General features: G+C 67.7%; 18 protein-coding genes. 10 read left to right on the forward strand and 8 right to left on the reverse strand.

Annotated elements, in window-relative coordinates:
* Positions 1 to 515: 515 nt before the first annotated feature.
* The 4 genes from tsaB to mrcB form a co-directional block, all read right to left on the reverse strand.
* Positions 516 to 1,229 carry a tRNA (adenosine(37)-N6)-threonylcarbamoyltransferase complex dimerization subunit type 1 TsaB gene (tsaB, locus tag ABIA73_RS20835; protein ID WP_025877742.1) on the reverse strand — a complete coding sequence of 238 codons (714 nt, stop codon included), beginning with the start codon at positions 1,227 to 1,229 and terminating at the stop codon, positions 516 to 518.
* A 9-nt stretch (positions 1,230 to 1,238) separates the two neighbouring features.
* Positions 1,239 to 3,287 (reverse strand): DNA repair helicase YoaA, encoded by a 2,049-nt coding sequence (gene yoaA / locus ABIA73_RS20840; RefSeq protein ID WP_218787865.1) that lies wholly within the window; start codon positions 3,285 to 3,287, stop codon positions 1,239 to 1,241.
* 499 nt (positions 3,288 to 3,786) lie between these two features.
* Positions 3,787 to 4,323, reverse strand: a complete 537-nt coding sequence (locus ABIA73_RS20845) for a hypothetical protein (protein WP_080150494.1) — start codon at positions 4,321 to 4,323, stop codon at positions 3,787 to 3,789.
* Positions 4,320 to 6,761 carry a penicillin-binding protein 1B gene (gene mrcB / locus ABIA73_RS20850; protein ID WP_025879368.1) on the reverse strand — a complete coding sequence of 814 codons (2,442 nt, stop codon included), beginning with the start codon at positions 6,759 to 6,761 and terminating at the stop codon, positions 4,320 to 4,322. Before mrcB ends, ABIA73_RS20845 begins: the two co-directional genes overlap by 4 nt.
* A 95-nt stretch (positions 6,762 to 6,856) precedes the next feature.
* On the opposite strand from mrcB, the gene ABIA73_RS20855 reads away from it, so the two are divergent.
* Positions 6,857 to 8,965, forward strand: coding sequence for a glycosyltransferase (locus tag ABIA73_RS20855; RefSeq protein ID WP_354276229.1), 2,109 nt, complete (start codon positions 6,857 to 6,859; stop codon positions 8,963 to 8,965).
* Here ABIA73_RS20855 and ABIA73_RS20860 read toward each other — a convergent pair.
* Both ABIA73_RS20860 and ABIA73_RS20865 read right to left on the reverse strand, forming a co-directional pair.
* Positions 8,953 to 10,518: a hypothetical protein gene (locus ABIA73_RS20860; protein ID WP_354276230.1), complete on the reverse strand. Its 1,566-nt coding sequence runs from the start codon at positions 10,516 to 10,518 to the stop codon at positions 8,953 to 8,955. The genes ABIA73_RS20855 and ABIA73_RS20860 overlap by 13 nt on opposite strands.
* A gap of 30 nt (positions 10,519 to 10,548) precedes the next feature.
* A complete protein-coding gene (locus ABIA73_RS20865; protein WP_354276231.1) occupies positions 10,549 to 12,705 on the reverse strand; it encodes a bifunctional (p)ppGpp synthetase/guanosine-3',5'-bis(diphosphate) 3'-pyrophosphohydrolase in 2,157 nt (718 codons plus the stop codon).
* 130 nt (positions 12,706 to 12,835) lie between these two features.
* Here ABIA73_RS20865 and ABIA73_RS20870 point away from each other — a divergent pair, with 130 nt between their 5' ends.
* Positions 12,836 to 13,372, forward strand: coding sequence for a hypothetical protein (locus ABIA73_RS20870; protein WP_080150500.1), 537 nt, complete (start codon positions 12,836 to 12,838; stop codon positions 13,370 to 13,372).
* A 138-nt stretch (positions 13,373 to 13,510) separates the two neighbouring features.
* Here ABIA73_RS20870 and hrpA read toward each other — a convergent pair whose 3' ends face one another.
* Positions 13,511 to 17,596 carry an ATP-dependent RNA helicase HrpA gene (hrpA, locus tag ABIA73_RS20875; RefSeq protein ID WP_354276232.1) on the reverse strand — a complete coding sequence of 1,362 codons (4,086 nt, stop codon included), beginning with the start codon at positions 17,594 to 17,596 and terminating at the stop codon, positions 13,511 to 13,513.
* Positions 17,597 to 17,682: 86 nt separating this feature from the next.
* Between hrpA and ABIA73_RS20880 the strand changes: the two genes are divergently transcribed.
* The 6 genes from ABIA73_RS20880 to ABIA73_RS20905 all read left to right on the forward strand — a co-directional run bounded on the left by ABIA73_RS20880 (position 17,683) and on the right by ABIA73_RS20905 (position 24,642).
* The gene (locus tag ABIA73_RS20880) at positions 17,683 to 18,231 is read left to right on the forward strand and encodes a Dps family protein (RefSeq protein ID WP_088100980.1); all 549 of its coding nucleotides are present in this window, start codon (positions 17,683 to 17,685) and stop codon (positions 18,229 to 18,231) included.
* A 595-nt stretch (positions 18,232 to 18,826) separates the two neighbouring features.
* On the forward strand, positions 18,827 to 20,632 hold the full coding sequence (gene recQ, locus ABIA73_RS20885) for a DNA helicase RecQ (RefSeq protein ID WP_025874645.1): 1,806 nt from the start codon (positions 18,827 to 18,829) through the stop codon (positions 20,630 to 20,632).
* 174 nt (positions 20,633 to 20,806) lie between these two features.
* Positions 20,807 to 21,193, forward strand: a complete 387-nt coding sequence (locus ABIA73_RS20890; RefSeq protein ID WP_025874646.1) for a CopL family metal-binding regulatory protein — start codon at positions 20,807 to 20,809, stop codon at positions 21,191 to 21,193.
* A 75-nt stretch (positions 21,194 to 21,268) separates the two neighbouring features.
* Positions 21,269 to 23,080 (forward strand): copper resistance system multicopper oxidase, encoded by a 1,812-nt coding sequence (locus tag ABIA73_RS20895; protein ID WP_313283697.1) that lies wholly within the window; start codon positions 21,269 to 21,271, stop codon positions 23,078 to 23,080.
* Positions 23,077 to 24,048: a copper resistance protein B gene (locus ABIA73_RS20900; protein ID WP_354276233.1), complete on the forward strand. Its 972-nt coding sequence runs from the start codon at positions 23,077 to 23,079 to the stop codon at positions 24,046 to 24,048. The genes ABIA73_RS20895 and ABIA73_RS20900 overlap by 4 nt, the downstream gene beginning before the upstream one ends.
* Before the next feature lie 81 nt (positions 24,049 to 24,129).
* Entirely contained in the window at positions 24,130 to 24,642 is a 513-nt protein-coding gene (locus tag ABIA73_RS20905) for a GNAT family N-acetyltransferase (protein WP_354276234.1), read from the forward strand.
* Between the two features lie 108 nt (positions 24,643 to 24,750).
* Here the strand turns inward: ABIA73_RS20905 and ABIA73_RS20910 are convergent, their stop codons facing one another.
* Positions 24,751 to 25,074, reverse strand: coding sequence for a TFIIB-type zinc ribbon-containing protein (locus ABIA73_RS20910; RefSeq protein WP_025874650.1), 324 nt, complete (start codon positions 25,072 to 25,074; stop codon positions 24,751 to 24,753).
* Positions 25,075 to 25,254: 180 nt separating this feature from the next.
* Here ABIA73_RS20910 and ABIA73_RS20915 point away from each other — a divergent pair, with 180 nt between their 5' ends.
* Together ABIA73_RS20915 and ABIA73_RS20920 are read left to right on the forward strand one after the other, a co-directional pair.
* Entirely contained in the window at positions 25,255 to 25,992 is a 738-nt protein-coding gene (locus ABIA73_RS20915) for a CPBP family intramembrane glutamic endopeptidase (protein ID WP_218789521.1), read from the forward strand.
* Positions 25,993 to 26,084: 92 nt separating this feature from the next.
* On the forward strand, positions 26,085 to 26,510 hold the full coding sequence (locus tag ABIA73_RS20920) for a response regulator (protein WP_025874652.1): 426 nt from the start codon (positions 26,085 to 26,087) through the stop codon (positions 26,508 to 26,510).
* Positions 26,511 to 26,698 lie beyond the last annotated feature (188 nt).

Here is a 26,698-nt window from a genome sequence, read left to right on the forward strand (position 1 = left end):
GGGGGGTGGGTGCCCCCCCCCCCCCCCCCCCGGGGGGGGGGCGGGCGGGCCCCCCCCCCCCCCCCCCCCCCCCCCCCCCCCCCCCCCCCCCCCCCCCCCCCCCCCCCCCCCCCTGACCGATCGCGGCGCATCTTTGCTGTTGGTAGCTGTCGACCTTGGTCGACACGATGCATCCACGCCATGCCTGCACGGTAGATCCACGCCATGCGTGGATGCGAGCGAAGCGACCGGCTTTTGAATTTGATTTTTTTTTGATTTTCCGTGGCGAACGCGCACGGAAACTGTCCGTGGCCGGGCGGGTGGGCTGCGCAGGGGCGTAAGCGCCATGGATGGCGCGCCCGAGCCTACAGGGGTGAGTGCGCTTTGCTTGCGAAGCATTGCTTCGCAAGCGCCCGAACGCACAGCCGCCAGCGGCTGGGCCGGCCTGGGGATTCACGGCGCCCCCTGCGCAGCCCACCCGCCCGGCCAACCCACGGCTTCTGCTGTCAGCGACCCACCACCCCGCCACGAGGGGCTCAGCCGTTGGCCTTCGCCTTGGCATCCCGCGCCGCCTGCTGCTCGACCAGCGTCAGCGCCACGTTGTCCCGCAGGTACGCCGGCTCGACCTTCTCCGGCGCAATGCCTTCGCCGCGCGCGAACGCCGGTACCGCCAGTGCCAGCACATCCGCTGCACGTGGCAGCGCCGTTGCATCGAAGCGGCGCAGGCCAGCCCCCAGCTGCGCGACCAGCGCGCCCTCGGCCGCGGCAAACCCGGTGCCGACGCCGTAGACGGACGCAGCATCCGGCAACGACACCGCCGCCGGCACGCACACGCGCTCGGCATCCCGCGCCACCGGCAGTCCATCCACGCGCTCGAAGCGTGCCACGTACAACTCGCCCATCCGCGCATCGATCGCCGACAGGATCTGCTTCTCTTCCACCGGCGCGCGCAGCGCCAGCACCTGCAGCGTCGACACCGGCAGCAACGGCCGATCCAGCGCCAGCGCGATGCCCTGCGCCAACGCGATCGCCAGGCGCACACCGGTGAACGCACCGGGACCACGGCTGAGCGCGATGCCGTCCAGCTGGCGGCGGCTGATGCCGGCCTCGGCCAGCAGCTCCTCCGCCCACGGCAGGCTCAGTTCGGCATGCCGGCGGGGGGCGATCTCGAAGCGTTCCCGTACCTGCCCATCGACATGCAGGGCTACGGAACAGGCTTCGGTGGCGGTTTCAAAGGCGAGCAGTTTCATCGGATCGGGTCAGAACAGGGGGAACGTGGCGCCGGGAGCCGGCTCCGGCCCCGCCACGGCAGCGGTCGGGGCAGCGGCATCCGCCACGGGCGCCCATTGTGGCGCAAAGAAGGCCTGCACATCGGCCAGGGCCCGGGTTCGCCGGAACGGCGGCAGCGACTGCAGGAAGACCTTGCCATAACCCCGGTTGAGCAGGCGCGGGTCGCACAGCACCAGCACGCCACGGTCGGTCTCGCTGCGGATCAGGCGGCCAACGCCCTGCTTCAGGGCAATCACCGCCTGCGGCAACTGCTCGTCGCGGAAGGGATTGCCGCCCTGGGTGCGTATGGCATCCAGCCGCGCTTCGTACACCGGATCATCGGGCGTGGCGAAGGGCAGCTTGTCGATCACCACCACGCTCAATGCCTCGCCGACCACATCCACGCCCTCGCGGAAGCTGGCCGAGCCCAGCAGCACGCCATTGCCGGATTCGCGGAAACGCTGCAGCAGGGTCGCGCGCGGCGCTTCGCCCTGCACGAACAGCGGCCAGGGCCCATCACGCAGCGCCTCGGCCGCCTCGCGCAGCGCACGATGCGAAGCAAACAACAGGAACGCCCTGCCCTGCGACGCCTGCAGCACCGGACGCAGGACCTGGATCAGTGCGGTTCCGAAACCGCGCGCAGCCGGATCCGGCAGGCCTTCAGGCAGGTAGCACAGTGCCTGCTCGGGCCAGTTGAACGGACTGGGCTGTACCAGCGTCTGCGGATCATCCAGGCCCAGGCGCGTGGCGATGTGCTCGAAGCCACCGCCAACGGTCAGTGTGGCGGAAGTGAAGATCCATGCGGCATGGCTGCGCTCGCGATGTTCGCGCAGCGGCGCGGACACATCCATCGGCGTGCGCTGGCAGCGGAAACCGCGCGCGGTCAGTTCATACCAGAGCACGTCACCAGCGGCGGCGGTCGCTTCTGCAGGATCGGCATCGAAGTCGAGCGCGGGTTCTTCATCCCCCAGCCAACGGCCCAGCCGCGAAATCGCCTCACGTGCGCGCGCATGGCAGGCATCCAGGCCAGCAGCGGCTTCGCGCAGCGGTTGCAATGCCTGCTCCAGCACCACCAGGCTGGACATCACCGCATCGAAACCCTCGCGTACCTGCGGCATTGCCAGCGCGCGCCATTGGGTGCCACGCGCGGGCAGCCCCTCCATCGCAGCACGCAGTGCAGACAATGCCTGCTGCAGATGATCGACCGGTTCCTGCAGTGCAGACTGTGCGCCACCCACGCCGCGCGCTTCAACCAGGCAGTCACGGCCCAGTTCCTGCCAGGGGCGCATGCCGAAGCCTTCGCCGAAGAACTGCGCGGCCAGTTCGGGCAGCTGATGGGCCTCGTCGATGACGAAGGCCTGCGCACCGGGCAGCAGTTCACCGAAGCCCTCCTGCTTCAGCGCCAGGTCGGCCAGCAGCAGGTGGTGGTTGACCACGACCAGGTCGGCGGCCTGTGCACGCTGGCGGGCCCGCACGACGAAGCAGTCATCCCAGAACGGACACTCGTTGCCCAGGCAGTTGTCGACGGTGGAAGTGACCATCGGCAGCAGCGGCGAGTCGTCGGCCAGGCCATCGAGTTCGGCGATATCGCCCGATTCCGAGCGGCCGGACCAAGCCAGGATGCGCTGGAACTGTGCCGCCTGTTCCGGGCTGGAGAAGCGCGGCTCGCCGCGTGCCTGCTGCAGGCGGTAGCGGCACAGGTAGTTGCTGCGCCCCTTCAGCAACGCGCTGCGCAGGCCGACGCCCAGCGCCTGGCGCACGCGCGGCAGGTCACGGTGGTAGAGCTGGTCCTGCAGCGCGCGCGTGCCGGTGGAAATGATGGTGCGCATTCCGGACAGCAGCACCGGCACCAGGTAGGCAAAGGTCTTGCCGGTGCCGGTACCGGCTTCGGCGAGCAGCAGGTCGCGCTGCTGCATCGACGCGGCAATGGCCTCGGTAAGGCGCAGCTGCGCAGGACGCGGGACGAACGCATCCAGATGGGAGGCGAGCGCGCCGCCTTCGCTGAGGGCTTCGCGGCTGGCATGGACAAGGTCGGACATCAGGTGGAAAGGATACCCGGCCGGGCGTTGCCCGGCACCCGTTTCAAGCCAGAGCACAAGCAAAAGCAACGGCAACAGCGTTTGTTCATGGCTCTGGGTTGGACTGAGGGCTGGCGGGGGACTGTGGGTTTGCGGGGACGCCGTAAACCAATCCCTGGGGGTTGGCCGCGGCATCCATGCCGCGGACACCCCGCAAACCCACAGCCCCCCCCGCCTTCGACAGTTTCCCGGTGACGGAATGCAAAGGCAGAGCAGATGCGGTTGGTGTAACGGAGAAAGTAGAAGGGGTTTGATTTTGTTCTTGCCTGCGGCGGCCGCAGGAAACTGTCCGTGGCCGGGTGGATGGGCTGGGCAGGGGCGTGAGCCGCATGGATGCGGCGACCGAGCTTACATGGACGTACTTGCAGCGCCCCCTGCCCAGTCCATCCACCCGGCCAACCCACAGCAGACCATCAATCCGCGCGCCGCAGAGGGGGCAGCGCCCGATGGAGGGGAATACTCAGTACCGCTTGATCCCCGGCACCGTGCAGCCTTCAATCTGCGCGTGCGCGGACACCGCATTCTCCTTCTCGCCCCGCGCCAGGCGCGCCTGCTCGATCGTCGCCCAGTGCCGGCGGCACAACGGCCCCGTCTTCGAGCCAAGGTCCACAGCCTTGCGTGCGAACGTTTCCGCCTCCGCCCACTGGCCCTGCAGCAGCGCCAGTTCCGCGCGTTCCTGCAATACCGACGGATCACCGGCCACAATCTGCAACGCCTGGTCCAGGCTGCCGGCCGCGCCAGCCAGATCATTGGCCTTGCGCTGAGTCAGCGCCGTCTGCCGCAGATCCTCAACCTGGGAATCGCGCAGTGGCTGCACCGACAGTTCCTTGTCATCCGGGCCGGCTGCGGCTTCCACGGCTGCCAGCCGCTGTGCGGGCGTGGTGGTGTCCACCGGCTTGACCACCTGCGGCGCGCTGCTCACGCAGGCCGCCAAGGCCAGGCTGAGGCCACTCAGGACCAGGGGCTGGAACAGCGAACGGATAGTCATCGGCATCATCGGCTTGGAGGAGGAGTCGCTGCAGCGGGTGCTGCGGCAGGTTCAGCGGCGGGTTCGGGCTTACGGTCAAGGCCGAACCAGCTGCGCCAGCCGCCGCCCTCGCCTTCCGCACCGCCCTGCGCATCCGGCAAGGCCGCCGGTGCGCACGGCTCATACGCAGGCGCATAGCCCACCACGAACGGGAAGCGGCGGGCACCCGGGCACCCTTCGTCGGTGCTGTTGGTTCCCGTGGCCGCAACCGGCTGCCAGTCGAGGCCCTTGTTGCTGACCTTCAACGGCGCCGTCGGCAGGCGCTGGAAGATGCCCGACCACACCCGCATCGCGCCGGTGGCGCCATACAGGCCGGCCTGTTCGTTCTGGTCATTGCCCATCCAGATCACCGCCAGGTGATCGCCGGTGTAACCGGCATACCAGCTGTCGCGGCCATCGTTGGTGGTGCCGGTCTTGCCGGCCGGCTGCAGGCGGCCCAGGCCATCGGCATTCAAACGCTGCGCGGTACCACTGGCCACCACCTGCTGCAGGCCGATGCTGATCAGGTTGGCGGCGATCGAGTCACCTTCCTGTGCCGGTGCCGGGGTCTTGTCGTAGCGCTTGAGCAGCTTGCCCTGCGGATCAAGGACGCCACGCACCGCGTGCAGCGGCTGGATCTCACCGCCCGATGCCAGGAACTGGTACAGCTGCGCCATCGCGTACGGGCTCTGGTCGGTCGAGCCGAGGATCACCGCCGGGTTCGCCTCGGCCTTGATGCCGGCCAGCACGTGGATCAGCTGCGTCACCCGTTCCGGGCCGACCTGCATGCCCACCCGTACCGTCGCCTGGTTGTAGGAGTGGGCGAGCGCATCGATCAGGCGCACGGTGCCGTGGCTGCGGTTGTCCGCATTGCCGGGGTTCCAGTTGCGGCCGCGGCTGAGCTGCACCGTCACCGGTGAATCATCGACCCAACTGGCCAGCGAATAGCGGTCCGGCTGCGCCAGTGCCAGCAGGTACACGAATGGCTTGAGCAGCGAGCCGACCGGGCGCTGCGCCTCGATGGCACGGTTGAAGCCGACCTCGGACACTTCGCGGCTGCCGATCACCGCCACCACGTCACCGTTGTGCACGTCGGTCATCACCAGGCCGGCCTGCAGCTCGGGGCGACGCTTGCTTTCCAGCGACTTGATGGTGCGCGTGACCGCACCTTCGGCATAAGCCTGCGCGGACGGCGACATGCCGCTCATCACGCTCAGGCCAGCGCCCTGCAGGGCGGATTCCGGATAGTCGTGGGCAAGCTGGCGACGCACCAGGTCAACGTAGGCCGGGAAACGGTTGGCTGCCACCAGGCCCGGGGTCTTGGGCACGCCCAGCGGCGCTTTCAACGCACGCTGGTACTCGGCATCGTCGATCAGGGTCGCCTCGTGCAGTTTGCCCAGCACGAAGTTGCGACGGTCCAGCGCGCGCTCGGGATTGCGCCGCGGGTCGTAGTAGGACGGTCCCTTGACCAGGCCGATCAGCAGCGCGATCTGCTCGGTTTCCAGCGAGGAGAGATCGCGGCCGAACCAGAACTCGGCACCGGAGGACATGCCGTGGATCGCCTGGCTGCCGCGCTGGCCCAGATACACCTGGTTGAGGTACGCCTCGAAGATGGTGCGCTTGTCATAGCGCGCTTCCATGATCAACGCATACAGCACTTCGTTGAACTTGCGGGTGACGGTCTGTTCCTTGCCGATTCCCAGCAGGCCGCTGCGGGCCAGCTGCTGGGTCAGGGTGGAAGCGCCCTGGCGGCTCTGCCCACCGGAGCGGACAGTCACCCAGACCGCGCGCGCGATGCCGGACAGATCAATGCCGTGATGGCGGTTGAAGTCCTTGTCCTCGACCGCCTGCAGGCCAGTGACCAACAGGTCCGGCGCCTCATTCATGCGGATCAGGCGGCGTTCTTCCTGCTTCTGCCCATACAGCGTGGCAATGCGCGCGGGATCCATGCGGGCCGCCTTCAGCGCCTTGCGGCTGTCGGCGTCCCGCAACGATGCGATGCTGCCGCCGGACAGCGACAGCTCGACCCGGCGCGCAGCAACGTGTCCATCGACATCGTTGTAGCCGCGGCTGGAGATGACGAAGCGGCCGCCCTGCACCGCATAGGTTGCCGGATCCTTGCCCTGGCCATCATCGCGATAGGCCGAGGCGGCCAGTTCGGTCTTCAGGGTTGCCGCATCCATCGCCTTGCCGGGCATCAGCACCAGCGGGCGTGCATAGACGCGCGTCGGGATCTGCCAGCGCAGTTCACCGAAGCGTTGCGTCACCTGCTGGTTCAGGTACAGCGTATAGGGGATCAGGAAACCCAATCCCAACGCGACCGCCGCCATGGTCCAGGTGATCAGTCGGCGGCGCCAGAGCGGACCGGCGTCCTGTTGGTCGTCGTCGTCGAAATCGTCGATATCGTCTGAATCGTAGCGTCGGGGCACGGGAATGCGACAATGTAGGGTCTGGCGAGTCTACCCCAGCCGCTGCGGCAGGCGAATTCTCCCGGCCCCCCTGCTTAAGCTGGAGTTGCAACCGGATGGCGATGTCCCTGGCCGAAATCCGCTACCTGATCAATCGCCTGACCGGCCTGGCCCGCCGCAGCCTGGCCAGCCTGCGTACCCGCGGCTGGCGGGCCACCTGGCAGCGGATCCGGGTGCACGCCCAGCGCGCGGTGCCGGCACCGCGCAAGCCGCTGTACCTGCCACCGGCACAACCGTTCGCTCCCTTTGCGGTGCCCACCAGCGATACCCCGGACGTCAGCATCGTCATTCCGGTCTACAACCACGTCGACCATACCCTGGCCTGCCTGCGCGCCCTGGCCGCGCACCCGCCGTCAGTGGCCTGCGAAATCCTGGTGGTGGACGACGGCAGCAGCGACGCAACGGTGCAGTGGATGCCGCAGATCAGTGGCCTGCGCTACGAAGTGCGCGAGCACAACGGTGGTTTCATCGAGGCCTGCAACGATGGCGTGTCGCGCACGCGCGGCCGCTATGTGGTGCTGCTCAACAACGATACCGTGCCGCAGCCGGGCTGGCTGGAGGCATTGCTGGACACCTTTGCCACCGTCGCCGATGCCGGCCTGGTCGGCAGCCAGCTGCTGTACCCCGACGGCCGCCTGCAGGAATCGGGCGGGGTGATCTTCAGCGATGGCAGCGGCTGGAGCTACGGCCGTTTCGAAGCAGCCGATGATCCGCGCTTCGCCAGCCTGCGCGACGTCGATTACTGCTCCGGCGCCGCGCTGATGCTGCCACGTGCCCTGTGGCAGCAGCTGGGCGGTTTCGACACCCGCTACAAGCCCGCCTACTACGAAGACACCGACCTGGCCTTCCGCGTGCGTGCGCAGGGCCTGCGGGTACTGGTGCAACCGGCCAGCCGGGTGATCCACGATGAAGGCACCAGCAACGGCACCGATACCGGCAGCGGTGTGAAGGCCTACCAGGTACGCAACCAGGGAGTTTTCGCAGCCAGATGGGCCGCTGAACTGGCCTCCCATCCGAAGGTCGGCGACGTGCCCTCGCCGGCGCTGCTGCTGCGCGGCCGCCGCCAGGTGCTGATCCTCGATGAGGAAGTACCGCGCCCGGAGCGCGACTCCGGCTCGCTGCGCCAGGTCAACTTGATCCGCCTGCTGCTGCAGGGCGGCGCCCACGTGGTGTTCGTGCCCACCCGGCGCGAACACGGCGGCGTGGCGACCGAAGCCCTGCAGCGGATGGGCGTGGAAGTCTGGTACGCGCCCTTCCTGGACGGTGTCGCAGGCTGGCTGCGCAGCCACGGCACCCGTTTCAACGTGGTGATGATGGTGCGCCATCATGTCGCCAACGAATGCCTGCCGCTGCTTGAACGCTATGCACCGCAGGCGCGCACCGTGTTCGACACCGTCGACCTGCACTACCTGCGCGAACGCCGGGGTGCGGAAGTGGCCGGCGATGCTGGCCTGCTGCGCAACGCCGAACGCACCCGCGCCAGCGAACTGGCAGTAATGGACCGGTGCGACATCACCGTGCTGGTCAGCGCCGCCGAGCGCGAACAGCTGCAGGCCGATGCCCCCCAGGTCCGGGTGGAACTGATTTCCAACCTGCATGAAGTCGCCGGCACCGGCGCACCGTTCGCGCAGCGCCACGACCTGGTGTTCGTCGGCGGCTTCCGCCATCCGCCGAACCTGGACGCGATGGAGTGGTTCATCGGCGACGTGTTCCCGCACATCCGCGCAGCACTGCCGCAGGTGCGCCTGCATTGCATCGGTGCCGGCGCACCGGACACGCTGCTTGACCTGGCTGCTACCCAGCCGGGCGTGGTGATGCATGGCTTCGTCGAAGACATCGTTCCGTACATGGACGGTGCCCGCATCGCCATCGCGCCGCTGCGTTTCGGCGCCGGCGTGAAGGGCAAGATCAACCTGAGCATGGCTCATGGCCAGCCCGTGGTCGGCACCACCTGCGCGGTGGAAGGCATGCACCTGCGCGCCGGCCAGGATGTACTGGTGGCCGACGATGCAACCGGCTTTGCCGATGCGGTGGTCCGCCTGTACCAGGACCCTGTGCTGTGGCAGCAGCTGGCAGCAGCCGGGCTGGCCAACGTGGCCGAACATTTCTCGCTGGATGCCGCATCGGCAACCGTGCAGCGGGTGTTCTTCGATCAGTCGATGTGACCGCCTGCGTGCCGCAGGCGGTCCTCGAACGCGGGAAGCTCGGCCAGGTCCGGCTGCAGCCGCCGCACCTGCTCTACGGCCGAGGCGGCAAACTCCACATCACCGCGACCCAGCCGTTCGCTGCCGATCGCCAGCCAGCGTTGTGCCAGTCGGGCACGCGCATCGGGCAACCCTGTGGCGGTCGGCGCCAGGGTCTGCCAGGCCTGCAGGCAGGCGCCCGCAGCCTGCACCCGGTTCTGCCGCAGGTTGTCATCAAAACAGGACCGGCTGGCGGGCAGCAGACGCGCTGCCGCTGCCTTGACCCGGCTGTCGCGCGGCGCCAGTGCCTGCGCTTCGCGCAGCGCATCGAAGGCGCTGTGACCGGGAGGGCTGATCCACTGTCCGGCGCGCTCGGCGCGGTCGATCTGGCGCAACCGATCACGCAGCTGGCGCTCACGCTGGGCCGCGCTGATGCCCGGCTGCTGCAATGACTGCCGCGCCTGCCGCGCACGCTGCAGGCGCTGTGCCAGCTGCTGCTGCGCTGCCTGCGAGGCACCCAGCCCCGCGGCCAGCGCGGCGTCCTTGTCGGCCGCCTCGAACTGGAAGTCGTCGGCCCGCTTCTGGCTGCGCGCCAGCAACGCCTGCACGACCTGCTCGCGCCCACGCAATGCCGTGGGATCGTCGGCGGTGACTGCCAGCACGGCCTGGAAGCTATCGGCAGCCGTCTCGAGCTGCTGCCGTTTTAGCGCACGCTGACCCTGCTGCAGGCGCTGGTCGATTGCACGGGCCAGCGCTTCCTGGCTGGCAGGAAGTTCGGAATGACCTGGATCGAACTGGCGTGCACGTTGCAGGATCGCTGCCGCCGTGGCCAGTTCGCCGCGCCCCGCCTGTGCACACGCCTGCTGCAGCAGATCGCTCAATGCATCCTCGCGCCCCTCCAGTGCAGGCAGGTTGTCCGGCTGCAGTGCCAGCACGCGCTGGAACAACGGCAGCGCGCTGCTGTCGCCGTCGTCCAGCCGCCCCGCTGCAAAGGCATTGCGGGCCTGCGCAAGCAAGGCGCCGATGCCAGCGCCGGCACGACGACGCGCCTGCAGCTGCTGGGCCACCGCGTCTGCCTCGGCACGCGGCACCTGCAGCTCACGCGCCAACGCCAGCGCCTGCGCGCAGCCGTCCAGGTCGCCCGCCCGCAGCCGCTCACGCGACTTCTGCAACGCTGCCGCGCCGGTGCGGGCCAGGCCCTGTCGCGCCTGCGGGCGGTCGCCATCAAGGGCCAGCACCGCCTGGTAGCGTTCACGCGCGCCGCTGCCGTCGGCCGCGGTCAGGCGTCCTTCGCTCAGTGCGCGATCGCCCTCGGCCAGCAGCTGTTCTATCTGTGGCTCATCCCAGAACCAGTCCGCCAGCGGTTTGCGCACCAGTACCAGCAGCACGAACACGGCTGCGGCAGCCAGCAGTGCCCAACGCCACACCCGTCGTGCATGGCGCGCCTGCAGCCACCACCAGCGGCTTTCACGGCGAACGCGATCCAGCGCCGGATGTGCGGCGCCGTGTGAGCGATGCGGGGGCTCGCGTTCCATGCGTGCAGGGTAGCCGGGGCAGCGTGAAGCTCAGCCCAGACGACGCGCCTCGCTCACGCCCGGCAACGCATCGAGCTTGCCCAGCAGAGTCGACAACTGGCCGTAGTCGCTGACCTTCAACCGCAGGCGCAGATGCGCGCGGCCACTATTGCGGACGTTGTCGCTGTGGATGTCCAGCACGTAGGCGTCTTCCTGTGCGATCAGGTTGGTGATGTCCTTCAGCAGCCAGCGGCGGTCGACCGCGTCGACCACCACGTCCACTTCATAGCCACCGCCGGCCTGGCCCCATTCCACCGGCAGGATCCGCTGCGGGCTGGTCGCAGCCAGCCGTGCCAATGCCACGCAGTCTGCACGATGTACCGTGACACCACGGCTACGGGTCAGGTAGCCGACAATCGGTTCACCCGCCACCGGCTGGCAGCAACGCGCCAGCTGCACCAGCAGGTTGCCCACGCCCTGTACGGTGAACTTGGACTTGCCCAGGTTCTCTCGGCGCGCGGTCGGCCGCGGCAAGGCCGACGTCGGCGCCGGCTGGCTGGCCGCACGCTCGGCCTCCAGCAGCGAACGGCTGACCTGGTTGGGGCCGGTATCGCCCAGGGCAACCTGGATGTACAGGTCGTCGACGCTGTCGGCGTGGAACTTCTTCGCCGCTGCAGACAGGTCCGAATGCTGCAGGCCCAGCCGCTTCAGTTCGCGCTCCAGCAGCTCGCGCCCCGCCTGCACGTTGCGCGCACGGTCCAGCTTGTGGAACCAGCTGCGCACCTTCTCGCGCGAGCGGTTGCTGGCCAGGAAGCCGTTGGCCGGCATCAGCCAGTCGCGGCGCGGGTCGGCCTCCTTGCCGGTGAGGATCTCGACGCGATCCCCGCTGCGCAGGCGGTAGGTCAACGGCACGATGCGGCCGTTGACCTTGGCCCCACGGCAGCGGTGCCCGACCATGGTGTGCACCTGGTAGGCAAAATCCAGCGGTGTTGCGCCCTGCGGCAGGTCCAGCACCTCGTCCTTCGGGGTCAGCGCGTAGACACGGTCTTCGGTCAGCTCGGCATCAAGCGCCCCGGCCAGTTCATTGCCCTGCCCGTCCTGCGCCTGCTCCAGCAGCTGCCGCATCCAGGTGATCTTGCGATCGAACGACTTCTCCGCGCCCTTGCCGCCTTCCTTGTACTTCCAGTGCGCGGCCACGCCCAGCTCGGCCTGCGCGTGCATGTCGTGGGTGCGGATCTGCACTTCGATGGTGCGCCCCTCCGGGCCAACCACCGCCGTGTGCAGCGAGCGGTAGTCGTTGGCCTTGGGCCGGGCGATGTAATCGTCGAACTCGCTCGGCACCGGTGCCCACAGCGCATGCACCACGCCGAGCGCGGCGTAGCAGGCGGCGACGTCGTCGACCATCACCCGTACCGCACGGATGTCATACAGCTGGTCGAAGGCCAGGCGCTTCTTCTGCATCTTCCGCCAGATGCTGTAGATGTGCTTGGGCCGGCCACTGACCTCGGCGCGGATGCCCTGCACGCCCAGTTCGCGCGACAGCACCTTCTTCACATTCTCGACGTAGCGCTCGCGGGCGATGCGGGTTTCGTCGACCTCACGCGCGATGCGCCGGTAGGTTTCCGGCTCCAGGTGACGGAAGGCCAGGTCTTCCAGCTCCCACTTCAACTGCCAGATGCCGAGCCGGTTGGCCAGCGGCGCATGGATGTCGCGGGTCAACTGGGCCAGCGCGCGGCGCTGCTCCTCATCGAGCTTGTCGGCCGCGCGCATGCGCGCCAGCTGCCGGGCCAGCAGGATCGGTACCACCCGCAGGTCGCGGATGATGGCCAGCAGCAACCGGCGCAGGCCTTCGCTGTTGCGGCCGGCCTCGCGACCGGCATGCAGTGCCCAGACGGGATCGGCCGCATCCTGTCCATCGAGCAGGCCGATCACCGCCGCTTTGTGGCTGCCCAGCGGCAATGCATCAAGGTGGACGCGCAGGCCCGGCAGATCGAACAGCAGGGCCGCCACCACGGCACCCTCGTCTGCCGACAGCATCGCCAGCGCGTCCAGGGTATCGCCCAGCACCGACCAGCTGGCACGCATCTGCGGGTCGCAGTCCGGCGCTTCCCAATGCCCGCGCAGGGCCTGGCGCAGCGGAGCCGGCAGCACGGCTGCCGAGGGGCGGTTCAACAAGGCATCCAGGCCGGGGACGGAAGCGCGGTTCACAGCATCGAGCAGGCAAGACAGAAGCCCCTACACTAGCGCCGCAGCCGTTCAGGAACAATCGCCGCGGCCAGCATCGCCGGGAATGTGGACATGCCGCTACACTCGCCGACATCCACGGGAGAGTTCCGCCATGCCTTCGATCACCCTGCCTTTCCGCCCTCGCCTGCTGGCCTGTGCCGCCGTGCTGCTGTCCCTGTCGGCGCCTGCGCTGGCCCAACGCGTGGTGCAGGGTGACCTGCAGCAGCAGATGTCACCGGCCGAATTCAAGGCCGCTGGCCTGGACAAGCTCAATGCCGCCGAGCTGGCCACGCTGAACCGCTGGCTGCAGGGTAAGGTTGAAGCCGCCACCACCGAGGCCGTCGCTGCGGTGCGCGAAGAAGCGCGCGAGGAAGGCCGCCAGGAAGTGATCGTGAAGAACCGCGGCTTCTTCGACTTCGGCAGCAACGAGCCGATCAGCGGCGTGCTGCAGGGCGAGTTCCGCGGTTTCGGCAAAGGCCGGATCTACGTGTTGGACAATGGCCAGCAGTGGGAACAGACCGATGCCACCTCGATTTCCGGCGTGCGCAAGCAGTCGCCGAAGGTCAGCATCAGCCCCGGAGTGATGGGCGTGTGGTACCTGAAGGTCGAAGGCGTGAACACCCAGCCCAAGGTGCGCCGCACCAAGTAACGGCGCTGTCAGGCGGTACCGCCGAGACCATGCTCGGCGGCAACCTGCTGCGCCACGTCCCGCAGTAGATCCACGCCATGCGTGGATGCCGTTCCGCTTGACCCCGCCGACGAGTGCCCGGCGGGGCCAGCCCAGGGATTACGAGGCCTGGCGCAGTGCGGTCACCCGCTGCGCCAGCTTCTTCGCCGAAACGCCGGTGCGTGCGCCCAGCTCCTGCGCGAACAACGATACCCTCAGCTCCTCCAGGTCCCAGCGCAATGCCTGCCACTGCGGCCGCTCGCTCAGGCCCTGCTGCTCGCCCACCTGCAACGCCTCCAGGAACGGGTGCAGTTCCAGCATGCGCGCCTGGTCACGCGGGGGATCGCGCTTGGCACGCTCGGTGCGCAGGATCATCGCTTTCAGGTAGCGCGGGTACTGCGCCAGGGCATCGGCCGGCGTGTCGCGCAGGAAGCCGGGATGGATCAGCCCAACCAGCTGCGCTTCCATGTCATCCAGATTGCCGCGCGCCCAGCCCATCAACGGTGCTTCCAGCATCGGCTTCAATTCGGCCACCAGGGCGAGGATCGTCTCGGCCAGCTTCAACCGCTGCATGGCCTCGCCGAACAGCGTTTTTGCGGCGTGTTCGCGACGCTGCTCGAACGCCGCCGCATCGCGGATGTCGCCCAGGCCGTCGGCCAGCACGGCATTCAGCGCCGCATCGACCAGATCGCCACGCAGGCGTTCCTGGGTTTCGATCGAGGCGTACAACAGGCCGGTTTTCGCTGCCACCGGCAACTGCTTGCGTGCCTGTTTGATCTTCTCGCCCAGGCCGATCTCCAGCAGTCGACGCACGCCCAGCGGGTGTGCTTCCTCGGCCTGTTGGCGATCAGCAAAGATGCGCAGTGCAACGCTGTCACCCTCATCCTTCAGCGCGGGATAGGCCGGCACGCCGGCCTCGCCCGGTACCTGCAGCGGAATCGGCGAGGCCGGGAACGTGCGCAGGCCATCGGCCGCCATCTCGCGCCCGGCACGTGCGGCGAACGCATCGCCGGCACGGCCACCGAACTTCGCACGCAGCACATCGAGGTCGCGCGAGGTTGCCAGCACCTTGCCCTGCTCATCGCGCAGGCGCAGGTTCATGTGCAGGTGCGGTTCGATTGAACCGGGCTCGAAATCGGTAGCGGCCACGGTTGCCCCGGTTGCACGGGACAGGAAACGCGCCAGCTCGCCGGTGATCGCGTCCGCGCTGGGCTGCGGGAAGGCCTCGTAGAACGCGCGCGCGAAATCCGGTGCCGGCACGTAGTTGCGCCGCATCGCCTTGGGCAGGCTGCGGATCAAGGCCGCCGCCTTGTCGGCAACGAAACCCGGCGCCAGCCATCCCAACTGCACCGCATCCAATGCATTGAGCAGGTGCAGCGGGACGTCCAGGGTCACGCCGTCATCGTCGGCCCCGGGTTCGAAGCGGTAGTGCAGCGGCAACCGCGCCTGGCCCAGCGCCAGGTACTTCGGGTAGCGCTCCTGCTCGCTGCCTTCGCCCGGCAGCAGATCCATCAACGACCAGTGCAGGCCCTTGCGCTGTTCCGGCGGCAGCGCCTTCCACCACGCGTCCAGCCCGGACGCGGAATGGATCTGCGGCGGCACCCGGTCCAGGTACCACCGTGCCTGCCAGTCCTCGTCGGCAACAATGCCGGCACGGCGCAGCTTGGCTTCTTCCTCGCGCGCCTGCTCCAGCACCTTCTGGTTGTCGGCCACGAAGCTGGCGCGGGTGTTGATCTCACCGGTCACCAGTGCCTGGCGCACGAAGATGTCATGCGCCTCGCCGGCGTTGATGCGGCCGTAATGCACCGGCTTCTTCGGCGCCAGCACCAGCCCGAACAGGCTGATCTGCTCGGAGGCCAGCACCTGGCCCTGCGCACGCGACCAGTGCGGGTCGAAGTGCTTGCGCAGCAGCAGGTGCGGCAGTTCGGCAATCACCCAGTCCGGCTCGATCGCCGCCAGGGTCATGCCCCACACCTTCTGCGTATCCAGCAGGTTGGCAGCCAGCAGCCACGGTGGCGGCCGCTTGGACAGCGTCGAACCGGGGAACGGCAGGAAACGGCGTTGGCGCGGCGCCTGGAAATCACCCTTCTCGCTGCGATGGCCGATCTGCGTGGGCAGGCCCGCCACCAAGGCCCGATGCAGGGTCTGGTACGCCGTGGCGCGAACGCGTTCGCTGTAACCACCGCCGTCGGGCGCCTGGTCCTTCTGCGCACGGGCCGCGACCGGCGCGGGCGCCGTTTCGGCCTTGCCCTCGCGGGCCAGGCGCGCGGCACGGTGCAGCTGGCCACGGGTCGCCTTCACTGCAGCAGCATCATCGCGCGCCGGAGCCGGCGCACTGCTGCCGGCCAGCAGCGGGGCCATCGATGCCTCGTTGGCCTCTTCCTTCCAGCCCAGTTCCTCGCACAGCAGGCGCAGCTGCCGATGCAGCTCGCGCCATTCACGCATGCGCAGGAAGCCGAGGAAGTGGCGGCCGCACCAGTCGCGCAGCTTGGACTGGGTCAGATCCTCATGGGACTGGCGATAGGCGTCCCACAGGCGCAGCACACCGACGAACTCGGAGCGGCCATCGGCGAACTGCGCGTGTGCGTTGTCGGCGGCGCCACGCGCCTCCGGCGGCCGCTCGCGCGGATCCTGGATGCCCAGGAACGAGGCGATCACCAGCATCGGTCGCAGGCAGCCTGCCGCCTGCGCCGCCACCAGCATGCGCGCCAGTTTCACGTCCACCGGCAGGCGCGCCATCTGCTTGCCGATCGCGGTCAGGTGGCGTTCGCTGTCGATCGCCCCCAGCTCGGTCAGATGCTGCCAACCGTCAGCGACGGCCCGCTCGTCCGGCGCCTCAAGGAACGGGAAGTCCTCGATGCGGCCCAGGCCGAGCTGCAGCATGCGCAGGATCACCCCGGCCAGGCTGGAACGACGGATTTCCGGATCGGTGAACTCCGCCCGCGCCTGGAAATCGGCCTCGGCATACAGGCGATAGCAGATGCCCTCGGCCACGCGGCCACAGCGGCCCTTGCGCTGGTTGGCACTGGCCTGCGAGATCGGCTCGATGTGCAGCCGGTCCAGCTTGTTGCGCGGGCTGTAACGCTTGACGCGGGCGAAACCGGGGTCGACCACATAACGGATGCGCGGCACCGTCAACGAGGTCTCGGCCACGTTGGTGGCCAGCACGATGCGCCGGTTCGGGCCGGGGTTGAACACCCGGTCCTGGTCCTGGTTGGACAGCCGCGCGTACAGCGGCAGCACTTCGGTATTGCGGTACTTGCGCCGCTCCAGTGACTGGTGTGCATCGCGGATCTCACGCTCGCCCGGCAGGAAGATCAGCACGTCGCCACGGGAATCCAGGCGGGTGATTTCGTCGATGGCCGCAACGATCGCATCGTTGACCGTGCGTTCGCCCTGGTCTTCGCCCTCGCCTTCCAGCGCGCGATAGCGCACCTCGACCGGATAGGTACGGCCTTCGACGCTGATCACCGGCGCATTGTCGAAATGCTGGGCGAAGCGCTCGGTGTCGATGGTCGCCGAAGTGACGATCAGCTTCAGGTCCGGGCGCTTGCGCAGCAGCTGTTTGAGATAGCCAAGCAGGAAGTCGATGTTGAGGCTGCGTTCGTGCGCTTCGTCGACGATGATCGTGTCGTAGTTCGACAGCCAGCGATCACTGGCGATCTCGGCCAGCAGGATGCCGTCGGTCATGAACTTGATGCGGGTGTCTTCGCCGACCTTGTCGTTGAAGCGCACCTGGTAGCCCACCAGCTGGCCCAGTTCACTCTGCAGTTCCTGCGCGACACGGCTGGCCACCGCACGTGCGGCGATCCGGCGCGGCTGCGTGCAGCCGATCATGCCGGCCTGGCCACGGCCGGCGGCCAGGCACAGTTTCGGTAGCTGGGTGGTCTTGCCCGAGCCGGTTTCACCGGCGATCACCACCACCTGATGGTCGCGGATCAACTGGGTGATGGTCTCGGCTTCACGCGCAATCGGCAGCTGTGGGTCCAGAGTAATGGCCGGCTGTTGTTGCGCCCGCGCCTGCCGGCGCTGCACCGAAACCTGCAAGGCCTGCTCGAAACTGGCGGCCAACGCCGCATCCTGTGGCTTGGCCTGGCAACGCGAGAGCATTCCCAGCAATCGTCCACGGTCGCGGCTCATGGCGCCGTCGATGGCGGCACGCTGTTGGCGCTGGCGGGACTGCGGCATTTTGTCGATAGCGTTCATCAATCGGTTCGTTTAAAACTTTGAATGCGACCAGTCATCAAGACTGATTTATTGTGAAGGCCAACGATTCCACAAGGAGGAACCCCATGGCGAAGACCAAGAGCACGACCAAGCCCAAGACCGGCAAGCAGAAGCTTGCGGCTTCCGCGCCGTCGGCCCCCAACATCGATATCGGGATCACCCAGGGCGACCGCAAGAAGATCGCCGACGGATTGGCGCGGTTCCAGGCCGATGCGTTCACGCTCTATCTGAAGACCCACAACTTCCACTGGAATGTCACCGGGTCGATGTTCAACTCGCTGCACACCATGTTCGAGACGCAGTACACCGAGCAGTGGGCCGCACTGGACGATGTGGCCGAGCGCATCCGCGCACTGGGCTTCAATGCCCCGGGCTCCTACCGGGAATTTGCTGCGCTGACCTCGATCGTCGAGGAGCCGGGCCTGACCGACAGTGCGGACTGGCGTGAAATGGTACGCCAGTTGGTGGTCGCCAACGAAGCGGTATGCCGTACGGCACGTGAAGTGCTGGATGTGGCTGCCAAGGGCGACGATGCTCCGACCGAGGATCTGATGACCCAGCGCCTGCAGACCCACGAGAAATACGCGTGGATGCTGCGCTCGCTGCTCCAGTAAGGGTTGAGGGTGGTTCGGCAGGGCTGCGCCCTGCACGTGCAGAGGCTTTGAAGCCAAGGCCAGAGCCAGAGCAAAAGCTGGCTTCCTGTGGGTAGGCGGGGTGGGTCCGGTGGCAGGGGACGCCGTAAACCCGTCCATGGGGGCTTGGCCGCGGCATCCATGCCGCGGACACCCCTGCCACCGGACCCACCCCGCCTTCGACAGTCTTCCGCAATCTGTCGGGCCAACTCTTAAAGCTTGGGGTCGGATCCGTTTTCCGCAGGAAAACGGATCCGACCCCATTTTATTTGTCGATATCTGACAGATTTCATCCACGCATGGCGTGGATCTACCAACCGTCACCGGAAATCTGTCGGGGGCGGGGCGGTGTGGGCTTGCAGGACCGTTGGCGCCATGGATGGCGCCATCGAGCCCCCATGGACGGGTTTACGGCGTGTCCTGCAAGCCCACACCGCACCGCCAAACCACGGATCACCCCAGAGCCTGCTGTTGCTGTTGCTGTTGCTGCTGTTGCCAGGGTTGCCGGCCAGCGGCCGGCACTACAGCAGGTGCCGGGTGCAACCCGGCCGAACCCCCGCCGGGGTAAACTAGCTGGATGGCTTCCCGTCCCGCGCACGACCTGCTCCGCCGCGTCTTTGGTTACGACGATTTCCGTGGTCCGCAGCAGGACATCGTGGAGCATGTGGCTGCCGGTCACGATGCCCTGGTGCTGATGCCCACCGGCGGCGGCAAATCACTGTGTTACCAGGTGCCCGCCCTGCTGCGTGACGGCTGTGGCATCGTCATCTCGCCGCTGATCGCGCTGATGCAGGACCAGGTCGAAGCCCTGCGCCAGCTCGGCGTGCGCGCCGAATTCCTGAACTCGACCCTGGACGCCGAAACGGCCGGCCGGGTCGAACGCGAACTGCTCGCCGGTGAGCTCGACATGCTCTATGTCGCTCCCGAGCGCCTGCTGACCGGCCGCTTCCTGTCGCTGCTGTCGCGCAGCCGGATCGCCCTGTTCGCCATCGACGAAGCCCATTGCGTGTCGCAATGGGGCCACGACTTCCGCCCCGAATACCGGCAGCTGACCGTCCTGCACGAGCGCTGGCCGGAGATTCCGCGGATCGCCCTGACCGCCACCGCCGACCCGCCAACCCAGCGCGAGATCGCCGAGCGGCTGGACCTGGCCGAAGCACGTCACTTCGTCAGCTCCTTCGATCGCCCCAACATCCGCTACACCGTGGTGCAGAAGGACAACGCCCGCAAGCAGCTGAGCGATTTCCTGCGCAGCCATCGCAGCGAGGCCGGCATCGTCTACTGCATGTCACGGCGCAAGGTGGAGGAAACCGCCGAGTTCCTGTGCACGCAGGGGTTCAACGCCCTGCCCTACCACGCCGGCCTGCCCGCGGAAGTGCGTGCCAACAACCAGCGCCGTTTCCTGCGCGAGGACGGCATCGTCATGTGCGCGACCATCGCCTTCGGCATGGGCATCGACAAGCCGGACGTACGCTTTGTCGCCCATACCGACCTGCCCAAGTCGATGGAAGGCTACTACCAGGAAACCGGCCGCGCCGGGCGCGATGGCGAAGCCGCCGAGGCCTGGCTCTGCTACGGCCTGGGCGATGTGGTGCTGCTCAAGCAGATGATCGAGCAGTCCGAGGCCAGCGAGGAGCGCAAGCAGCTGGAGCGGTCCAAGCTCGACCACCTGCTGGGCTACTGCGAATCGATGCAGTGCCGTCGCCAGGTGCTGCTGGCCGGTTTCGGCGAGACCTATCCCAAGCCCTGCGGCAACTGCGACAACTGCCTGACTCCGCCGGCGGCCTGGGACGCCACCATCCCCGCGCAGAAGGCGTTGAGCTGTGTATACCGCAGTGGCCAGCGCTTCGGCGTCGGCCACCTGATCGACGTCCTGCGCGGCAGCGAGAACGAGAAGGTCAAGCAGCAGGGCCACGACAAGCTGAGCACCTACGCCATCGGCCGCGACCTGGACGCGCGCACCTGGCGCAGCGTGTTCCGCCAGCTGGTGGCCGCCAGCCTGCTGGAAGTGGACAGCGAGGGCCACGGTGGCCTGCGCCTGACCGATGCCAGCCGCGATGTGCTGACCGGTCGCCGCCAGATCAGCATGCGCCGCGATGCAGTCAGTGCCAGCGCCGGGCGCGAACGCAGCGCGCAACGCACCGGCCTGTCGGTGCTGCCGCAGGACCTGGCCCTGTTCAACGCGCTGCGCGGCCTGCGCGCCGAGCTGGCGCGCGAGCAGAACGTGCCGGCCTTCGTGATCTTCCACGACAGCACCCTGCGCAACATCGCCGAACAGCGCCCGACCTCGCTGGACGAGCTGGCCCGGGTCGGTGGCATCGGCGGCACCAAGCTCAGCCGCTATGGCCCGAGGTTGGTCGAGATCGTGCGCGAAGAGGGATGACCCCGGTAGCGCCGGGCCATGCCCGGCGGCGCGCATATCGACCGCGCTTCACGCTCGCCGGGCATGGCCCGGCGCTCCCGGGCTGCGCGATTGCGCACCCTCGCCCGGCTCAAACCTTGAACCACCCGTTCAGCCGGATGTGCATGTCCGCCCACTTGCCGCTAGATTAGCGCCATGTCCCTCGCCTCGACCCTGCTCCGTGTCGTGCTCATGCTCAGTCTGTTGCTCAACGGGCTGAACGCGGCCATGGCCAGCGGGCACGAGGACATGGGGCGCATGGCCCATGCGATGGCCTCGGCGATGACCGATGAAGGCGACGCCGACTGCCACCACCACGCCGGCATGACTGCAGACGAGGCGCCGCAGGCCAAGGCCCCCGCCCACGACGCACACTGCCAGATCAAGGACTGCGTGCGCAGCTGTGCCCAGCACCCGCTGCTGGCCGTGCAGGCACTGCCTTTCCTGACCGGTCCCGGTCTTTCCCTGACCCCGCAGCCGATGCCCGCCAATGGCCGCCCGGCACCGCCGCTGCCGCCGATCTCACGCCCTCCCATCGGCTGATCCAACACGCCTCGTGCGCGCTGCGCACTGAAGCCGGCCCTGCGCTGGCGTCTTTCCGTGTTTGGAGTCACCACCATGAGTACCCGTATTCCTCCCGGCCCGGGCGCTGTGCCCATGCCGTCGCGCCGTCTGTTCGTGCAGGGCATCGCTGCTGGCGGCGTGGTCGCCGGCATCGCCGCGGCCGGCATCCCGCAGCGCGCGCTCGCCGCCGCTTCTGCCGCGCCACGCCTGGCCGGCGCACCTTCGGTCATCAGCGATACCCGCGTCGAACTGGCGATCGGCGAGTCGCTGGCCAACTTCACCGGACGCACCCGCCCGGCGATCACCGTCAACGGATCGCTGCCGGCACCGATCCTGCGCTGGCGCGAAGGCCAGACCGTGGACCTGTTCGTGCGCAACACGCTCGGCCAGCACCCTACTTCGATCCACTGGCACGGCATCCTGCTGCCGGCCAACATGGATGGCGTGCCCGGCCTGAGCTTCAACGGCATCGGCCCCGGCGAGACCTACCACTACCACTTCGACCTCAAGCAGTCCGGCACCTACTGGTATCACAGCCATTCGCTGTTCCAGGAACAGGCGGGGCTGTACGGCGCGCTGATCATCGACCCGGCCGAACCGGCGCCGTACCGGCATGACCGCGAGCACGTGATCATGCTGTCCGACTGGACCGACATGGATCCCGGCGCGTTGTTCCGGCGCATGAAGAAGCTCGCCGAGCACGACAACTACTACAAGCGCACCCTGCCCGACTTCCTGCGCGACGCCCGTCGCGATGGCTGGTCGGCCGCGCTGTCCGACCGCGGCATGTGGGGCCGGATGCGGATGACGCCCAGCGACATCTCCGACATCAACGCGCACACCTATACCTACCTGATGAACGGGACCGCGCCGGCCGGCAACTGGACCGGGCTGTTCCGCAGTGGCGAAAAGGTGCTGCTGCGTTTCATCAACGGTGCGTCGATGACCTACTTCGACGTGCGCATTCCCGGCCTGAAGATGACCGTGGTCGCCGCCGACGGCCAGTACATCCATCCGGTCAGCATCGACGAGTTCCGCATCGCCCCGGCCGAAACCTACGACGTACTGGTGGAACCCAGCGGCCAGGATGCCTTCACCATCTTCTGCCAGGACATGGGCCGCACGGGTTATGCCGCCGGCACCCTCGCCGTGCGGCATGGGCTGCAGGCACCGATTCCCGCGCGCGATCCGCGCCCGTTGCTGACGATGAGCGACATGGGTCACGACATGGGCGGCGGTGGCCACGGCGGACACGACATGGCAGCAATGAAGGGCATGGAAGGCGGCTGCGGTGCCAGCATGGGCCACGGCGCGCATGGCGGCGGCGAGACCGCCAGCAAAGCGCCAAAGCATCCGGCCAGCGAGCGCAACAATCCGCTGGTGGACATGCAGAGTTCGGCCACCGAGCCCAAGCTGGACGACCCTGGCATCGGCCTGCGCGACAACGGCCGCCAGGTGCTGACCTATGGTGCGATGCGCAGCCTGTTCGAAGACCCCGATGGCCGCGAGCCCGGCCGCGAGATCGAGCTGCACCTGACCGGCCACATGGAAAAGTTCTCCTGGTCGTTCGACGGCATTCCCTTCGCCGGTGCCGAACCGCTGCGCCTGAACTACGGCGAGCGCATGCGCATCGTGCTGGTCAACGACACCATGATGCAGCACCCGATCCACCTGCATGGCGTATGGAGCGACCTGGAAAACGCGCAGGGTGAATTCCAGGTGCGCAAGCACACCATCGACATGCCGCCCGGTACGCGCCGCACCTATCGCGTACGCGCCGATGCCCTCGGCCGCTGGGCCTACCACTGCCATCTGCTGTACCACATGGAAGCAGGCATGATGCGCGAAGTGAGGATCGAAGAATGAGCCGTTCCCTGCTTGCCCCAAGCCTGTTGACCCTCGGCCTGTTGGCCGCGCTGCCCACGTTCGCGCAGTCCCATGCCGGCCATGACATGGCCGCACACGCGCCTCCTGCCGATGCCGCGCCAGCGGCAGCGGCAGCGGCCGACGTGGATCATTCGAAGATGGATCATTCGAAGATGGATCACGGTGCGATGGACCATTCAACGACGGACCATGGCGCGATGGATCACTCGACAATGGACCACGGCGCGCCCGCGCCGACGCAGCCGCGCGAGCCGATACCTGTCCCCACCGACGCCGATCGTGCGGCCGCGTTCCCACCCATCGCGCATGGTGCGATGGAGCACCCACCGGAAATCCACAGCCTGCTGCTGATCGATCGCCTGGAACACTGGGATGGAAAGAACGGCAACGGCCAGGCCTGGGAGGCCAGCGGCTGGATCGGCGGCAACATCAACCGCCTGTGGCTGCGCACCGATGGCGAACGCAGCGAAGGCCGCACGGAATCATCAGGCGTGGAAGCGCTGTACGGGCGTGCAATTTCGCCGTGGTGGGACGTGCTGGTCGGTGTACGCCAGGACTTCCGCCCCGCCGATTCACGCACCTGGGCGGCGATCGGCATCCAGGGCTTGGCGCCGTACAAGTTCGAAAGCTCGGCCACGCTGTATGCCGGTTCCGGTGGCCAGCTGATGGCCAAGGCCGAGATCGAATACGACGTGCTGTTGACCAACCGGTTGATCCTGCAGCCCCTGCTGGAAGCTACCGTGGCCAGCAAGGACGAACCGGAGCACGGCATCGGCCGCGGCCTCAACAAGGTCGAAGCCGGACTGCGCCTGCGCTACGAGTTCAATCGCCGCTTCGCGCCGTACATCGGCATCAGCCACGAACGGGCTTTCGGCGATACCGCCGACTATGCGGGCGACCATGCACGCGACACACGCTGGGTCGCCGGCATCCGCATGTGGTTCTGAGCAGCGGATCATGAGCAGCAGCCAGCCCCGGCAACCGCCGGGGCCGGCTACACTGCCGCACGTTCCATTGCAGGCTGCACCATGTCGTTGTCTATCCGCCGCGCCACCCTCGCCGACGTCGACGCGTTGTCGGCGATCGCCATCGCCACCTATATCGAAACCTGGGGCGATTCCTATCCGCCGCAGGACCTGCACCGCTTCCTGCAGGATCACTACGGCGCCGAGCCGCAGCGAGCGGAACTGTCCGACCCGCGCAGCGCGGTGTGGCTGCTGCTGGAGGGTGAGACGGTGGTGGGCTATCTGGCCGCCGGCGCCAACACCCTGCCGCATGCCGAAGCACGCGAAGGCGACATCGAACTGAAGCGGCTGTACATCCTGGCCAGCCACCAGAACGGCGGCCACGGTGCGCGGCTGATGGACGCTTTCATCGATTGGCTGGACAAACCCGCACGTCGCACCCTGTGGGTGGGCGTGTGGGAAGAGAACTTCGGCGCGCAGCGCTTCTACGCGCGCTACGGCTGCAGCAAGGCCGGCGAGTATGACTTCATCGTCGGCGACAGCCGCGACCGCGAGTTCATCCTGCGCCGGCCCTGAGCCGCGTCCCTGTAGAGTCGAGCCAGGCTCGACGCCTGTTCTGGTAGATGCCGACCTTGGTCGGCGCGGCCCCAAAGAGCAAAGCCGAGCAAGGCTCGACGCTGCTACCTAGAAGTCGAACAACTCCGAAAGGAAGCTTTCCTTCTTCTTTTTCTTGTAGCCCTGGCTGTACTGGCCACGGTTGTCATCGTGGCGCTGGCCGAGATGACGGGTATCGCGATGCATCACCGGCGGCGGAGCGGCCTGCGGTTGCACCGGCGCGGGCCCTGGCGGCGGCATGGCGGCACCTGCACCGTCAGTGGCGCGCTCGATGATCTTGTCGAGTTCGCCACGATCCAGCCATACGCCACGGCAGCTCGGGCAGTAGTCGATCTCGATGCCATGGCGCTCGGCCATCTGCAGGGTCTGGGTCTTGCACACGGGGCACAGCATTCGCATTGCTCCTGTCGGTCTGGCCTCGACTGTACCTGTGTGCGGATGACTGTGCGGCAACGCATGACCGATGGCACAGGGACTTCCGGCGCGTGCCGCCACGTCCGCCGCCCTGCAGACTGCCTCGCGACCTCGCTGCAAGGAATGCATGTGACTGCCCGTGACTCGACTCCCACCGGCATGCGCCTGTTGCTGGTGCTGCTTGGCGTTGGCCTCGGCCTGAACGTGCGCGACATCAGTGCCACGCTGGGCGCGCCGATTCCCGCCCTGCCCATGCCCTACGGTGGCAGCCTGCTGGACAACGCGCTGGCGGTGCTGGTCGCACTGCTGCTGGCCACGCTGCTGCGCCCCCGCGGAGTAGGCCTGCTGGCCAGCCTCGGCCTGCGCGGAAACGGCATGCGTGGCCCGTTGTGGGTGCTGCTGGCCAGCCTGCCGTGCTGGCTGGGGCTGGCCCTGCTTGGGACGCCCAACACGGCGCTGACGACGCTGGACGCCACGATGCTGGCCGTGCTGTTCCCGCTGGCCGAAGAAGTGCTGTTCCGCGGCCTCGGCTTCGTGCTGCTGGCGAAGATCGTGCGCGGCCCCTGGTCGTTGCTCGCACTGCCCCAGGCCCTGCTGTTCGGCGTGGTGCACTGGCTGGGCTTCGGCGGCTTCGACGGCGGCGGCGTGGCCCTGTTCGTCGGCGTAGTGATCGCCTTCGGCGGTTTCATCTTCGCCTGGCTCGACCACCTCGACGGCAATACCCTGTGGTGCGGTCTGGCCCTGCACGTGTCGATGAACCTGGCCTGGAATGTGTTCAGCCTCGACGACGCCGTTGCGCTGGGCTGGCAGGCCACCAGCCTGCGCATCGGCAGCGCGCTGCTGGCGGTGGCAGCGCTGGCCTGGCATGTGCGGCGCCAGCGCAACCGCGCGCTGTAACGCCGGCTTAGCCGATCCTGCACGCGGGGCTCACTGGGGGCTTGCGCATACTTGCGCGCCTTTCATGCCCTGCCGTCCGGAGTTGTTGCGTCATGCTGCTGTCCAAGCGCCACGTTGAACCACGCGTCCTGCTGATCGAAGACGCCGAGGAAACCCGTGAACTGAGCCGGATGGCGCTGGAGAGCCAAGCCTGCCACGTCGCAGGCGTCAGCAGCGCCGAAGCCGCGCTGGGCCTGCTGGCCGCCGGAGAGCGCTTCGACCTGATGTTCACCGACGTCAATCTCGGCCTGGTCAGCGGCATCGAGGCCGCCAACCGCGTGCGCAGCCTGTATCCGCAGCTGCCGATCCTGGTGACCTCTGGCATGGACCAGCATGCCGTGCTGCCGCAACTGCACGACGGCATTCATTTCCTGCCCAAGCCCTACAACATGAGCGAGCTGCTGGATGCGATCCGGCTGTGCTTCCGCCATGCCGCCGATGCCGCGCTGATGCCGGCGCCGCAGGCAAGCGCGGCCTGAGGCTGCCATCCACGCGTTGCGTGGATCTACTGGTGCATCCACGCATGGCGTGGATCTACTGGTGCATCCACGCATGGCGTGGATCTACTGCTCCATCCACGCATGGCGTGGATCTACTGCTCCATCCACGCATGGCGTGGATCTACTGCTCCATCCACGCATGGCGTGGATCTACTGCTCCATCCACG

Origin of the sequence: Stenotrophomonas sp. 2694 (assembly GCF_040548715.1) — a bacterium.
Lineage (GTDB): Bacteria > Pseudomonadota > Gammaproteobacteria > Xanthomonadales > Xanthomonadaceae > Stenotrophomonas > Stenotrophomonas indicatrix.

What these genes read in the sequence shown, in the direction of transcription:
- ABIA73_RS20845 (WP_080150494.1), bottom strand. Translation starts at nt 4,323, where the DNA reads ATGATGCCGATGACTATCCGTTCGCTGTTCCAGCCCCTGGTCCTGAGT.
- yoaA (WP_218787865.1), bottom strand. Translation starts at nt 3,287, where the DNA reads ATGTCCGACCTTGTCCATGCCAGCCGCGAAGCCCTCAGCGAAGGCGGC.
- ABIA73_RS20920 (WP_025874652.1), top strand. Translation starts at nt 26,085, where the DNA reads ATGCTGCTGTCCAAGCGCCACGTTGAACCACGCGTCCTGCTGATCGAA.
- ABIA73_RS20895 (WP_313283697.1), top strand. Translation starts at nt 21,269, where the DNA reads ATGAGTACCCGTATTCCTCCCGGCCCGGGCGCTGTGCCCATGCCGTCG.
- tsaB (WP_025877742.1), bottom strand. Translation starts at nt 1,229, where the DNA reads ATGAAACTGCTCGCCTTTGAAACCGCCACCGAAGCCTGTTCCGTAGCC.
- ABIA73_RS20910 (WP_025874650.1), bottom strand. Translation starts at nt 25,074, where the DNA reads ATGCTGTGCCCCGTGTGCAAGACCCAGACCCTGCAGATGGCCGAGCGC.
- ABIA73_RS20855 (WP_354276229.1), top strand. Translation starts at nt 6,857, where the DNA reads ATGGCGATGTCCCTGGCCGAAATCCGCTACCTGATCAATCGCCTGACC.
- ABIA73_RS20890 (WP_025874646.1), top strand. Translation starts at nt 20,807, where the DNA reads ATGTCCCTCGCCTCGACCCTGCTCCGTGTCGTGCTCATGCTCAGTCTG.
- ABIA73_RS20900 (WP_354276233.1), top strand. Translation starts at nt 23,077, where the DNA reads ATGAGCCGTTCCCTGCTTGCCCCAAGCCTGTTGACCCTCGGCCTGTTG.
- ABIA73_RS20860 (WP_354276230.1), bottom strand. Translation starts at nt 10,518, where the DNA reads ATGGAACGCGAGCCCCCGCATCGCTCACACGGCGCCGCACATCCGGCG.
- ABIA73_RS20905 (WP_354276234.1), top strand. Translation starts at nt 24,130, where the DNA reads ATGTCGTTGTCTATCCGCCGCGCCACCCTCGCCGACGTCGACGCGTTG.
- recQ (WP_025874645.1), top strand. Translation starts at nt 18,827, where the DNA reads ATGGCTTCCCGTCCCGCGCACGACCTGCTCCGCCGCGTCTTTGGTTAC.
- ABIA73_RS20870 (WP_080150500.1), top strand. Translation starts at nt 12,836, where the DNA reads ATGCCTTCGATCACCCTGCCTTTCCGCCCTCGCCTGCTGGCCTGTGCC.
- ABIA73_RS20880 (WP_088100980.1), top strand. Translation starts at nt 17,683, where the DNA reads ATGGCGAAGACCAAGAGCACGACCAAGCCCAAGACCGGCAAGCAGAAG.
- hrpA (WP_354276232.1), bottom strand. Translation starts at nt 17,596, where the DNA reads ATGAACGCTATCGACAAAATGCCGCAGTCCCGCCAGCGCCAACAGCGT.
- ABIA73_RS20915 (WP_218789521.1), top strand. Translation starts at nt 25,255, where the DNA reads ATGCGCCTGTTGCTGGTGCTGCTTGGCGTTGGCCTCGGCCTGAACGTG.